This window comes from Sphingomonas yabuuchiae (genome assembly GCF_014199595.1).
In the GTDB taxonomy this organism is placed as follows: Bacteria; Pseudomonadota; Alphaproteobacteria; order Sphingomonadales; family Sphingomonadaceae; genus Sphingomonas; species Sphingomonas yabuuchiae.
In genome coordinates this window covers 67642-79680 of sequence record NZ_JACHNX010000010.1, presented here as the reverse complement: position 1 = coordinate 79680, position 12039 = coordinate 67642, and the positions used below count along the sequence as shown (strand labels likewise).

General features: G+C 66.3%; 15 protein-coding genes and 1 other RNA gene. 5 read left to right on the top strand and 11 right to left on the bottom strand.

Annotated features, from left to right (window positions below; genetic code table 11):
* The first annotated feature begins 116 nt into the window (after positions 1 to 116).
* Positions 117 to 521 (top strand): hypothetical protein, encoded by a 405-nt coding sequence (locus tag GGQ89_RS13165; RefSeq protein WP_184106109.1) that lies wholly within the window; start codon positions 117 to 119, stop codon positions 519 to 521.
* A 9-nt stretch (positions 522 to 530) separates the two neighbouring features.
* On the opposite strand, the gene GGQ89_RS13160 is transcribed toward GGQ89_RS13165, so the two are convergent.
* The 8 genes from GGQ89_RS13160 to GGQ89_RS13120 all read right to left on the bottom strand — a co-directional run bounded on the left by GGQ89_RS13160 (position 531) and on the right by GGQ89_RS13120 (position 6146).
* Positions 531 to 785: a hypothetical protein gene (locus tag GGQ89_RS13160; protein ID WP_076716850.1), complete on the bottom strand. Its 255-nt coding sequence runs from the start codon at positions 783 to 785 to the stop codon at positions 531 to 533.
* Between the two features lie 74 nt (positions 786 to 859).
* On the bottom strand, positions 860 to 1183 hold the full coding sequence (locus GGQ89_RS13155; protein WP_058718319.1) for a YbaB/EbfC family nucleoid-associated protein: 324 nt from the start codon (positions 1181 to 1183) through the stop codon (positions 860 to 862).
* Between the two features lies 1 nt (position 1184).
* Positions 1185 to 2876 (bottom strand): DNA polymerase III subunit gamma/tau, encoded by a 1692-nt coding sequence (locus GGQ89_RS13150; RefSeq protein ID WP_184106108.1) that lies wholly within the window; start codon positions 2874 to 2876, stop codon positions 1185 to 1187.
* Positions 2877 to 3016: 140 nt separating this feature from the next.
* Positions 3017 to 3114: signal recognition particle sRNA small type (gene ffs / locus GGQ89_RS13145), an RNA gene on the bottom strand.
* 72 nt (positions 3115 to 3186) lie between these two features.
* Positions 3187 to 3507, bottom strand: a complete 321-nt coding sequence (locus GGQ89_RS13140; protein ID WP_201780558.1) for a hypothetical protein — start codon at positions 3505 to 3507, stop codon at positions 3187 to 3189.
* Positions 3508 to 3604: 97 nt separating this feature from the next.
* Complete coding sequence (locus GGQ89_RS13135) at positions 3605 to 3910, bottom strand: 2Fe-2S iron-sulfur cluster-binding protein (RefSeq protein WP_184106107.1); 306 nt, start codon at positions 3908 to 3910, stop codon at positions 3605 to 3607.
* Complete coding sequence (locus tag GGQ89_RS20050) at positions 3907 to 5103, bottom strand: cysteine desulfurase family protein (protein ID WP_240456409.1); 1197 nt, start codon at positions 5101 to 5103, stop codon at positions 3907 to 3909. Before GGQ89_RS20050 ends, GGQ89_RS13135 begins: the two co-directional genes overlap by 4 nt.
* Positions 5100 to 6146 (bottom strand): cysteine desulfurase family protein, encoded by a 1047-nt coding sequence (locus GGQ89_RS13120; RefSeq protein ID WP_184106106.1) that lies wholly within the window; start codon positions 6144 to 6146, stop codon positions 5100 to 5102. The genes GGQ89_RS20050 and GGQ89_RS13120 overlap by 4 nt, the downstream gene beginning before the upstream one ends.
* Before the next feature lie 121 nt (positions 6147 to 6267).
* Here GGQ89_RS13120 and GGQ89_RS13115 point away from each other — a divergent pair, with 121 nt between their 5' ends.
* Together GGQ89_RS13115 and GGQ89_RS13110 are read left to right on the top strand one after the other, a co-directional pair.
* Positions 6268 to 6924, top strand: a complete 657-nt coding sequence (locus tag GGQ89_RS13115; RefSeq protein WP_042483786.1) for an alpha/beta hydrolase — start codon at positions 6268 to 6270, stop codon at positions 6922 to 6924.
* 17 nt (positions 6925 to 6941) lie between these two features.
* Positions 6942 to 7727, top strand: coding sequence for a LuxR C-terminal-related transcriptional regulator (locus GGQ89_RS13110; protein ID WP_420854037.1), 786 nt, complete (start codon positions 6942 to 6944; stop codon positions 7725 to 7727).
* Positions 7728 to 7732: 5 nt separating this feature from the next.
* On the opposite strand, the gene GGQ89_RS13105 is transcribed toward GGQ89_RS13110, so the two are convergent.
* From GGQ89_RS13105 to GGQ89_RS13095, 3 genes are all read right to left on the bottom strand, one after another.
* Positions 7733 to 8962 (bottom strand): flavin monoamine oxidase family protein, encoded by a 1230-nt coding sequence (locus GGQ89_RS13105; RefSeq protein ID WP_184106105.1) that lies wholly within the window; start codon positions 8960 to 8962, stop codon positions 7733 to 7735.
* Between the two features lie 2 nt (positions 8963 to 8964).
* Positions 8965 to 9870 (bottom strand): RNA polymerase sigma factor RpoH, encoded by a 906-nt coding sequence (gene rpoH, locus GGQ89_RS13100; RefSeq protein WP_007404166.1) that lies wholly within the window; start codon positions 9868 to 9870, stop codon positions 8965 to 8967.
* 66 nt (positions 9871 to 9936) lie between these two features.
* Complete coding sequence (locus tag GGQ89_RS13095) at positions 9937 to 10884, bottom strand: RluA family pseudouridine synthase (RefSeq protein WP_184106104.1); 948 nt, start codon at positions 10882 to 10884, stop codon at positions 9937 to 9939.
* A 17-nt stretch (positions 10885 to 10901) separates the two neighbouring features.
* Between GGQ89_RS13095 and GGQ89_RS13090 the strand changes: the two genes are divergently transcribed.
* Positions 10902 to 11354 (top strand): M67 family metallopeptidase, encoded by a 453-nt coding sequence (locus GGQ89_RS13090; protein ID WP_184106103.1) that lies wholly within the window; start codon positions 10902 to 10904, stop codon positions 11352 to 11354.
* The gene (locus GGQ89_RS13085; protein ID WP_076716835.1) at positions 11351 to 11995 is read left to right on the top strand and encodes a histidine phosphotransferase family protein; all 645 of its coding nucleotides are present in this window, start codon (positions 11351 to 11353) and stop codon (positions 11993 to 11995) included. Before GGQ89_RS13090 ends, GGQ89_RS13085 begins: the two co-directional genes overlap by 4 nt.
* Positions 11996 to 12039: the final 44 nt, after the last annotated feature.

Below are 12039 nucleotides of genomic sequence, written 5' to 3'. Positions count from 1 at the left end.
GATGGGGGAGGGTAGCCACCACGCACGATGCCCTTCGAAAAGATTGCCTCTCAAAAGCCACGATCTCGCAACACCCTTCAATCATGGTAGGCGGGAACCCGGGGATGAGTGCAGCCATGGTCCTGATCATGATGGTGCAAGCCGCGCCACCGGACTTGTCGCTACCGCGCATCACCCCACGAGCAGACTGTTCGATGAGCCGGGACGAGGTGGTCGTATGCGGACGTCGTGGTGCGTCCGATCGTTATCGCATACCGCCATCGGTCCGCAGCATGGACACGGAAGCAGATGGCGCAGGCAATGGCCTGAGCGGCACCCAGGTCCTTGGGGGAGTTGGGCCTTGCGGCATGTTTGCCGATCAGAGGCGCTGTTCGCATAGCGAGGCGCGTGAAGCCGGTTATGGCGGTGGACGCGACCCTCTGACCTTTGGGGCAAAAATCCTCAAGCGCCTGACCGATCCGGAAGCCGAGATCGATCCACCAGCAATGCCGCCGGCCGAGCCAAAGCAGCCCGGCCGGTAGCGGATCGCCTTACTTGGCGTCGCCGGAAATCGCGTCGCCCGCCTTCTTGGCGGTGTCGCCGACGCTCTTGGCGGCCGAGGTCACGGCCGCGTCGCGACGGTTTTCCGCGCCACCTCGGCTGAAGAGATAGAAGCCGCCGACCAGCACGGCGATCAGCAGGACGATGGCGATCGCCATGCCGCCGCCGCCACCGCTGCGGCGCTCGATCACCGTGGTGTGCGGCTGCTGATTGCCATAAGTCTCGGTAACGCGTTCGTCGGCCATGACATTCCCTCCTATTTTGACGGAGGAAGCAACGCCAAAGCCGACATACCGTTCCCGAAACGAACGAGCCCAGATCAGAAGGGCAGCTTGAAGCCCGGCGGCAGCGGCAGGCCGCTGGTCATCTTGGACATTTCACTGCCAGAGGCGGCATCCGCCTTGGTCCGCGCGTCGTTGATCGCGGCGGCCAGCAGGTCTTCCAGCATGCCCTTTTCCGACGGCTGCATCAGCGAATCGTCGATGGTGATGCCGATGATCCGGCCCTTGGCCGAGGCCTTTACCTTGACCAGGCCGCCGCCCGAGACTCCTTCGACCTCGATATTGTCGAGATTGGCCTGCGCCTTTTCCAGTTCGTTCTGGACGTTCTGGGCCATCGCCAGGATTTCGTCGAGATTCTTCACATCATGCTCCGTTCACACTGCGTTTGCCGGGCCATTCCATCAATTCGGCCTCGGGGAAAGCCTCTCGCGCGGCGCGGACCATGTCCGATTCCCACGCGGCGGTCTTGATCGCTTCCTCGGCGGCGACCTGCTGCTCGTGCAGGGTCGGCTGGCCGGGGACGTCTTCCAGCGTGACGCGCCAGTTCTGGCCCGTCGCCGTCTTCAGCGCTGCGATCAGCTCGCTCAGCGTATCGGCCGCGATCGGGCGCGATCCGCTGAACACCATCTCCGGTGGGGCATAACGCACGAGACGCGCGCCGTGGCGCATTCGGGCCGCCAAGGCGAGTTGCCCCATATCGTCCAGCCGGTCGATCATCGCGACGAAGCTGTCGGGCAGCTTGGGCGGTTCGGGCTCGGCGGGCGGAGGGGGCGGGGCGATGGCGACCGGGGCGGCCATGGGGGCCGCCTGATGCGTCACCGCCGGAGCGCTAGGTGCCGACACGCCGCCGTCGCGAATCTGCCGTGCCAGCTCTCCCGGATCGGGCAGGCTAGAGGCATGGATCGCGCGGAGCAGCGCCATTTCGGCCGCCTCGATAGGCAAGGCGGCGCGTGCGACCTCGTCATGGCCCTTCAGGAACAGCTGCCACAGCCGGTGCAGCGCGGGAAAACTGAGCGAACCCGCCCATTCCTCGCGCGCGGCGCGCTCCTCCAGCGGCTGTGCGGCGTCGGGCGGCGTGCCGACCTTGGTCAGGGTGATGCCGTGCACCGTTTCCAGAAGCGAGCGGAGCACCGATTGCGGATCGACGCCATAATCATATTGCCGCCGCAGCGAGGCCAGCGCCCCCGCGCCATCGCCGTTCAGGATCAGGCCAAGCAGGTCACGCACCGCGCCGCGATCCGACAGGCCCAGCATCTCGCGCACCGCGCCAGCGGTGACGCCGCCACCCTCCAGATCGGCATGGGCGATCGCCTGGTCCAGGATCGAAAGGCCGTCGCGCGCGGAACCTTCCGCCGCGCGGGCGACCAGCATCAGCGCCTCGTCCTCGGCGGTCACGCCTTCCTTGACGCAGATATCGGCGAAATGGGCGGCCAGCTTGTCCGCGGTAATCCGCCGCAGGTCGAAGCGCTGGCAGCGCGACAGGACGGTGATCGGGACCTTGTTCACTTCCGTGGTGGCGAACAGGAACTTCACATGGGCGGGTGGCTCCTCCAGCGTCTTCAACAGCGCGTTGAAGGCGTTCTTGGAGAGCATGTGCACTTCGTCGACGATGTAGATCTTGAAGCGCGCCGAGACGGCGGCATAGCGCGACGCCTCGATGATCTCACGCACGTCGTCGACGCCGGTATGGCTGGCGGCGTCCATCTCGATCACGTCAATATGGCGGCCCTCGGCGATGGCGCGGCAAGGTTCGCATTGCCCGCACGGGCTGATGGTCGGACCGCCATTGCCGTCGGGACCGATACAGTTCAGCGCCTTGGCGATCAGCCGCGCGGTCGACGTCTTGCCGACCCCGCGCACGCCGGTCATCAGGAACGCATGGGCCAGCCGGTCGCGCTTGATCGCATTGCCCAGCGTCTGGACCATGGCGTCCTGCCCGATCAGCGCCTCGAAGGTCTGCGGCCGGTATTTGCGTGCAAGGACGCGGTAGGCCTCGGCTTTTGCAGGCGTCTGGGAAGGTTGGGGCGGTTCGCCCAGGTCGAACGAATCAGCCATGACGGGTCTGGATGGTCGGGGTGAGGGAAATCATCGCGGAGCAACATAGGGGCTCGGGCGCGCGCCGTCAGGTATAATCGTGTGATAGGCGACACACATGCGGGCCATGCCAGCTGTGCTTTGGATAGCCAAAATGTGCGGAGGGTGGGAGCCGGAACGACCCGCAGCGAAATCGTTACGGCTGCTTCCGTCAGGACCTGACCGGGTTGGCGACGACTACGTCCGCCCGACTCCCGCCGCGCATATGGCGAAACGGGGCCGGGGGATCAAGTCCTTATCCCACCGGCCCCATCCGTGACGAACTTTTCGTTCAGCGATAGGTGTTGAAGCACTGGCGCTGCGGCCCGTTCCAGGTGCGCACCCAGCGGCAGGTCACGCGCGGACGGTCATAGCCATAGGCGTAACGGGGACCGCGCGGACCGCGCCAGCCGGGACCACGATCCCAGCGGGGACCGCCGCGATGCCAGCCGGGACCACGGTCCCAACCCGGACCGCGATGATGCCAACCCGGCCCGCGATCCCAACCCGGACCCCGGCCCCAGCGATCGTGCGGAGCGGCTTCGGCAGGGGCGGCAGCGGCGACACCCGATACAGCGATCAGACCGGCGCCCAAGACAGCAAGAAGTTTCATAACGCTTTACTCCCGGTAATCCCGCCTGTCGGCGAGCATGGGAGAAGATTGGCGAATCGCCGATGATCGATCCCTGAACCCCTTTGTTATCAACGGTTCAGGGAAGCCGGACTGCCATATCGGCCAGCTTCTCGGTCACAACAATCTGGCAGGCGAGGCGGCTGGAGCGGGTGGCGTCGGGGACCAGATCGAGCATGTCTTCCTCTTCCGCCGATGGCGCGGGGAGATGAGCGAGATATTCCGGGGGGATCAGGACATGGCACGTCGCACAGGCCATCTGCCCGCCGCACGTGCCTTCCAGTGGTTGCCCGGCACGCTGCCCGACGCGGAGCAGCGTCTCGCCCGGCTGGGCGTCGGCCAAGGTCGTGCTGCCGTCGGGGGCTTGAAAGGTCAGCGTCATCATAGGCCCTGCGCCTTGGTGGCGGTGTTGATCCGGTCGATCGCTTCAACCAGTTCCGCCTCGGTAGTGTAGCGGCCGAAGCCGATGCGGATCGAGGATTTGGCGCCGCGGTCGCTCAGTCCCAGTGCGGTGAGCACATGGCTCGGTCGCCCCGATCCGCTGGCGCAGGCGCTTCCCGCCGAGAAGGCGATGTCGCGGCAGTCGGATATCAGCCGCGCGACGTCCAGCCCCTCGCGGCGGACATTGAGGTTGCCGTGATAGCGCTGCTCCACCGATCCGTTGATCGACCATCCGCGACCCAGTCTTTCGACGGTGAGCGACCAGAGCCGTTCGACATGCGCGCTATCCTCTTCGGCTCGCACCGCCATCAGTCGCGCCGCCGCCCCGAACCCAGCGCATAGCGCGGGGCTGAGCGTACCCGAACGCCCGCCCTCCTGATCGCCGCCATGCAGCAGCGGGGGCAGGGTGATGCCGTCGCGGATCCACAGCGCCCCCACGCCCTTGGGGCCGTGGATCTTGTGGGCCGAGATGGCGACCAGATCGACCGTATCGGGAATGGCGACCCGGCCATAACCCTGCACGGCATCGCACAGGATCAGCGCGTCTGCTTGATGGGCCCGCTCGGCCAGCGCGGCGATGGGCTGGATCGTGCCCACCTCATTGTTGACCAGCATCGCGGCAACCAGGCCCGTGCCTTTCTGGAGAAAGTTTATAGCACGATGACAGGAGTTGTGCTCACCCCTCTCCTTTAGAGGTGGGGCGCCTCCACAAGCGTGAGGCCCGTGGCGAGGCCCCACCCCAACCCCTCCCCTGGAGGGGAGGGGCTTGTCGATGTTGTCAGGGCCTGCTGCAACCAGACCCTCGCCGTCGACCGGCAATAGGGTCAGCGGTCGCCCCGTCGCGGCGGCGGTGTCGAGCACGGCGGCATGTTCGATCGCGGTCGTGACGATGCCGCCGCCGGTGCCCTTGATCGCCCAGTTCAGCGCTTCGGTCGCGCCGCTGGTGAACACCACCCGCCCGCCGGAGGGCAGCAGCGCCGCAATCTGATCGCGCGCCACTTCGACGGCCGCGCGCGCCTGTCGCCCGGCGCGGTGGGGGGAATGGGGGTTGGCATGGCCCTGCTCCAGCCAGGGGAGCATCGCTTTCAACGCCTCGGGCGCGAGCGGGGTCGTCGCCTGATAATCCAGATAGATCATGCGACCCGCCCCCCCCGTGCGATCGCCCGCCAGGCGGTGACGAAGCGGTCGACATCCTCGCGCGTCGTCGTCCGGCCGAAACTGACCCGCACCACCTCGCGACCCGCCTCCACGTCCCAGCCGAGAGCGGCCAGCACATGGCTGGGCTTCAGGCTGCCGCTGGCGCAGGCGCTGCCCGCCGAAACCGAAATCTGCGCGAGGTCGAATTGGATCAACTGCGCGGCGGAGGGCTTGCCGGGCATGCGATAGCTGGCGATGGCCGGGTGGCGGCGGCTTTCGTCTGCCACCACTGTTCCGCCCGAGCGGCGGATCGCATCGTCCAGATGCGCGCGAAGCTCTTCATGGTCCGGTTCCGGTTCCGCCAGCGCAGCGGCATAGGCGAGCACGCCTGGCATATTCTCGGTGCCGGGGCGATAGCCGCGCTCCTGCCCGCCGGTGGGCTCCAGCAGTGCGAGATCGCGGACGAGCAGCGCACCGATCCCCGGCGGCCCGCCGCGCTTATGCGCCGACAGGGCGACCAGATCGGCATGCTCGATCACCTCCGGATCGGCGCCAGCGGGCATCTGCGCTGCGTCGACCAGCATGATATGCCCGGCGGCATGAATGGCCTCGGCCAGTTGCGCGATCGGCTGGCGCACGCCCGTTTCGCTGTTCGCCCATTGCACCGTGACGATCGCGCGGCCGCCGGTCAGATCGGGCAGGCGCAGCACGCCGTCCGGCCCGACCGGCATCACGATGGCGTCGGGTGCCGCGCGCAGGACCGCGTCATGGTCGATGGCCCCGACGAAGCGTCGCTCGGCCATGGCGCGGGTCAGTGCGATAGACAGCGATTCGCTGGCCCCACTGGTGAACAGGACCTCGTGGCTCCAGCCGAGCGACCGGGCGACGGCGGCGCGGGCATCCTCCAGCGCGCGCCTGGCGGCGCGCCCCTCAGCATGCGGGGAGGAGGGGTTGGCCCAGATCGCGCAAGCCTGGGTCAGTGCCGCGCGTGCCGCCTCGGTCATCGGGGTCGTGGCGGCGTGGTCCAGATAGAGGCGTTGCATAAGCGGGGGCAGGGCTTGTTCCGTCGCTGAAATGATCGAACAATTGCGAAAATGGCGTGTCGGCCTATATAGCGCAACGTTCCCGGCGCTCCACCAGCGCGATCCAGATCGGCGAGTTTTGATGCCTGAAGTCATTTTTCCTGGCCCCGAAGGCCGCCTCGAAGGCCGTTTCGCTCCCGCTCCGCGTCCGCGCGCGCCCGTCGCCATGATCCTGCACCCGCATCCCAATGCGGGCGGCACGATGAACAACCGGATCGTGCAGGAACTCTACAAGACCTTCCAGCGGCGCGGCTTCGCCACGTTGCGCTTCAACTTTCGCGGCGTGGGCAAGAGCCAGGGCGTGTTCGACAACGGCATCGGCGAACTGTCCGACGCCGCCTCGGCGCTGGACTGGGTGCAGAGCTTCCACCCCGAGGCCTCGACCACCTGGATCGCGGGCGTCAGCTTCGGTGCGTGGATCGGCATGCAGTTGCTGATGCGCCGCCCGGAAATTCGCGGCTTCATCTCGGTCGCGCCGCCCGCCAACATGTACGACTTCACCTTCCTGGCGCCGTGCCCCTCCTCGGGTATCATCATCCAGGGCGAGGCCGACGAGGTCGCGACCCCGGCGGCGACCCAGAAGCTGGTCGACAAGCTGCGCACCCAGAAGCACATCACCATCCATCACGACACCATCCCCAAGGCCAACCACTTCTTCGAGCATGAAATGCCCGAGCTGATGGGATCGGTGGACCGGTATCTGGATATGCGCCTGGACCCGAACTCGCCGATCCGGTGAGTTTGCGGGAATACGGAATGGAAAAGGGCCTCGGCGAAAGCCGGGGCCTTTTTTGTATGGGGCGGCTGGGACATGATGTCGTTATGCCCGATACGCCATATGACCTGACCGAGAAGGAAGTCGTTGTCCTGCACCTGCTGGCACGGGGGCATGACGTGAAGAGTGCGGCGGTCGAACTCGGCCTGTCGGTCCACACCGTTCATGAGCGTCTTCGCGAGGCGCGACGCAAGACTGGCGCGAGCAGCAGCCGCGGCGCAGCGCGTCTTCTGACCGAAGCGGCCGCTCCCAATTTTTCAGGACCTCCAAAATCCGGGGTGCCGATGGTCCCGATCGTCGATCATGCCTCGGCTCAGCCCCGCCACGGGGCGTCGGATGGCCCCCGCTTCTGGGGCCGATGGGGAGCACCAGTGATGATTTCTGCGATGACGACGGTAGCGATCCTGGCGGTGGCACATATCGGCTCAGGCTCGGCCACAAAACCTGTCGATGCGCCGCATGTGGTGTCGACACGTCCGGCTGCGGTCTCGGTGGTGCCAGCCGGGCCAGTAAGCCTGACCGTCACTTTTGACCGCCCGATGCGGCACGCAAGCTATTCCTTCGTCTATGCCTCGCCCGACACCTATCCCGAATGCGGCGACAATATGCCGGTTCAGTCGGCGGATGGACGGACCTTTACGCTGGCCTGTTCGGTACGGTCCGGCCAAAGATACGAAGTCTTGCTGAACAGTTCGGCCTACAGAAATTTCATGAGCGAAGACGGTGTTCCAGCGACGCCCTATCGGTTGAAATTCCGGGCGAGGTAGCGGCGTCAACTCACGGGTGTCGGCTGCATGATCCATTGTGCAGCGTCGACACCCGTTTGATAAGCCCCATGCGCGGTCGAGAAATCCTCGCGCGAGCAGGCCTCGCCCGCGAAGAGAATTCGATTTTCGACGGGCTCGGCCAGCGTCTGGCGCGCACTGGCGTGGCCGACCCTCGCGTGGCTGTAGCTGCCGCCGATCAGCGGCACATGCCGCCAGCGCGTCGCGTCCAGTGGCGTGAAGCGTCGCCGCCAGTCGCTGCCCAACAGCGCCACCAGTTCGTCGATGGCGAAGGCCGCCGCCGCGCCGTCTTCCTCCAGCGCCTCGGCGCAGGGGCCGCCGAAGAAACTTTCGATGATTGGCCAGCCAAAGGGGGAGAGGCGGTGGCTGGCAGTGCAGCTGTCGTGAGGGTTGCCGGTCATATGCTGATGGGCGGGCCAGGGCACTGGTCCCTCGACCAATAGGAAGACCTTGTCGGCGATACCAAGCGGTAGTGCGGCGGCGGCATCCGTTTTGGCGGGGAGCGGGGGATCGAAGATCAGCTTACCCGCCGCCAACACACTCGTAGGCACGGCGATGACGACATGGTCGCACTCGATCGTGCCGTCCGAGGTGTCGATGCGAAGGACGCCCCCGCGATGATCGATTCGGTTCGCCGTTATGCCGGTGCGCACGACCAGTCCGGCGGCATGGTTCACGATGACCGTGCCATAACCCTCGACCACGGCCCAATTGTCGTCGGTCGCGGTCTGTTCGTAAGCGGCCCAGTCATGCAGCGACACTTGGTCGAGCGCTGCACCGTTTACATAGCCGGAAACCGCCTCGATCATCGGTCGCCAGTGATTGTTCGCCTCCACGAAATCGGAGAGCGGCCGGTCGGGGCCGTCAACCGCCGCCAGTGCCGCCGTCTCGAACCCGGCGAAGGCGGCATCGGCGGCTTCTTGATCTTCCGGTGGAAAGCCGAGATCGCGCCATTGGCCGTCCCAATTGGGTCGGCGGCGATCGATGGTAAAGCCCGCTTGCTCGCCGATGCGGGTCCAGGGGTTGCGCTTTGCCGAGTGGAGCCACCCGCAGCCATGGTCGACGACATGGCCAGTCGGCAAACGCACACTATGCGCCCGCCCACCCAGCCGGTCCGCCGCTTCGATCAGCAGGACCTCTCGCCCCGCGTCATGCAGCGTGCGCGCCGCCGCGATCCCGGCCGCGCCGCCGCCGATGACGACGGTGCGGCCGGTCATGCTCAGGCGGCCGCCAACAGCCGCTTTTCACCGGCGATGCGCATCATCGCCTTTTGCAGCTTCTCGAACGCGCGCACCTCGATCTGGCGGACGCGCTCGCGGCTGACGCCGTAGACCTGGCTCAGCTCTTCCAGCGTCTTGGGATCGTCGGTCAGGCGACGCTCGGTCAGGATATGCTTCTCGCGATCGTTCAGATCGTCCATCGCGCTGACCAGCATATCATGGCGGACGTCCGCCTCCTGCTGCTCGGCGACGACACTGTCCTGGAGCGGTGCGTCATCGGCCAGCCAGTCCTGCCACTGGCCCTCGCCATCCTCGCGCATCGAGACGTTGAGCGACGTGTCGCCCCCCATCGCCATGCGGCGGTTCATGCTGATGACCTCGTCCTCGTTGACGCCCAGATCGGTGGCGATCTTGGTCACGTCCTCGGGCCGCAGGTCGCCGTCCTCGAACGCGTCGAGCTTCGACTTCATCCGGCGCAGGTTGAAGAACAGCTTCTTCTGGGCTGCGGTGGTGCCCATCTTCACTAGGCTCCACGAACGCAGGATATATTCCTGGATCGAGGCGCGGATCCACCACATCGCATAGGTCGCCAGGCGGAAGCCGCGATCCGGCTCGAACTTCTTCACGCCCTGCATCAGGCCGATATTGCCCTCCGAGATCAGTTCGGAGGTGGGCAGGCCATAGCCGCGATAACCCATCGCGATCTTCGCCACGAGACGCAGGTGCGAGGTGACGAGCTGGGCCGCCGCCTCGGGGTCGCCATGCTCCTGAAAGCGCTTGGCGAGCATATATTCCTGCTCCGGGGCAAGGATCGGGAATTTCTTGATCTCGGCGAGGTAGCGGTTGAGCGACTGCTCCCCGCCCAGTGCAGGAATCGTCGCCGGGACGTTGCTGCCTTTTGCCATGATCCTTATCTCCCTTTCTGGAGCGTCATTCCGTCCGGCCCATCGCGGGCGCGAGGCGGTCTTCTGCTATACGTGAAGCCGACTGAACAGTTCCTGCATGTCGGGCGGCATCGGGCTCTCAAACGCCAAAGCGTTGCCGCTTATGGGATGAATAAAGCCCAGATGCGCCGCGTGCAGGGCTTGGCGCCGGAAATCGAGTTCATCGAGCAGGGCTTTTTGAGCACCCTTTGTTCTACCATAAACCGGGTCGCCCAGCAAGGCGTGACCCAGCGATTGCATATGCACGCGCACCTGATGCGTGCGCCCCGTCTCCAGACGGCATTCGACCAGCGCGGCGTTGTTCAGCTTTTCGATGGTGCGGTAATGCGTCACGGCCCGCTTACCGCCCTGCACGATCGCCACCTTCTTGCGGTTCTGCGGGCTGCGCGCGAGGGGCGCGTCGACCGTGCCGTCGGCAGGGCGCGGGATGCCGCCGGTGATCGCGCGATAGCGGCGGTCGATCGAGTGCGCCGCGAACTGCTTGGCCAGCCCCTCATGCGTGCGGTCGGTCTTCGCCGCGACCATCAGGCCCGACGTGTCCTTGTCGATCCGGTGGACGATCCCCGGCCGCGCGACGCCGCCGATGCCCGACAGCGACCCGCCGCAATGATGGAGCAGCGCGTTGACCAAAGTCCCGTCGAAATTCCCGGCCGCCGGATGCACGACCAGCCCGGCGGGCTTGTCGAGCACGATCAGATGCTCGTCCTCATAGGCGATGACGAGCGGGATATCCTGCGGCTCGTTATGCGCGGGCAGGGGGGCGGGCACGGCGACCTGGAACAGATCGCCGCCAGCCGCCCGCTTGGCGGGGTCGCGCGCCATCACGCCGTCGCGCGTCACCGCGCCGCTGGCGATCAACACCTTCAGCCGTTCGCGCGACAGAGTCGGCACCGCATCGGCCAGCGCGCGGTCCAACCGCCAGCCGTCCGCTGTGGGCGCGATCCGCGCATCGATGATGGAAACCCCCCGGTCCATAGCTTAGGTAATTGGGCATGACCGTAACGATTTCAAGCGATGCGCTGGACCTGATTTGCAAAAGCGCGGCCGCTTCACCCGATTATGAGGTGTGCGGATTGTTGCTGGGGCAGGACGATCACGTTGCGCAAGCGGTCCCCTGCGCCAATGTCGCGACCGAACCGAGCCATCGTTTCGAGATCGATCCCGCCGTGCTGATCGCCGCGCACCGGGCCGCGCGGAATGGCGGCCCGGCGGTGATCGGCCATTATCATTCGCATCCCACGGGGCTTGCCGAACCCTCGCCGCGCGACGCCGCCGACGCCGCGCCCGACGGCAATATCTGGCTGATCGCCGGGGGTGGAGCGGTCACCGCCTGGCGCGCGGTGGCGGCGGGTGAGCGTCATGGGCGCTTCGATCCGCTTCGCCTTGCTTGCACAGAAGGCACGCCCGCGTCAGAAAGGGCTAGTTTGTCGAGGGATTTTTCATGACCATCAGCCCGGTGGATTTCGCGAGCCTGTTGTGTTCGCGATTGTGCCACGATCTCCTGTCGCCGGTGGGGGCGCTCAATAACGGGCTGGAGCTGCTGGCCGACGAAACCGACCCGGCGATGCGTGAGCGGTGCATGGAATTGCTGGCGGACAGCGCGCGCGCCTCGGCCAACAAGCTGAAATTCTTTCGCCTGGCGTTCGGCGCGGGCGGCGGCTTTGCCGACCGGGTGGACATGAGCGAGGCGAAGGCCGCGATCGAGGGGCTGCTGGTCGACAATCGCCGCACCACGCTGGGCTGGCTGGTCGAATCGCCTGCGCTGCCCAAGCCCGCGGTGCGCATCCTGATGAACCTGGCGCTGATCGCGACCGAGGCGCTGGCGCGCGGCGGCACGATCGACATCGGTGCCGAGGCGGGCCGGGAGGCGATCGAGATCGCGATCCGGATCGAGGGGCCGCGCATCCTGCTCGATCCCGAAATCCGCCGCACCCTGATGGAGGGGCAAGGCACCGAGCCGCTGGCGTCGCGGACCGCGCCTGCCTTCCTGATCCACACCCTGACCACCGAGCTGGGCGGCATGACGCTGGTGACGGAGCCCGCGCCCAACACCATGATCCTGGGCGCGGCGATCCGCGCGGGGTAAACACCCTTTTAATCTTGTGGCGGCAAGAGGGAGCGGACTTCAGC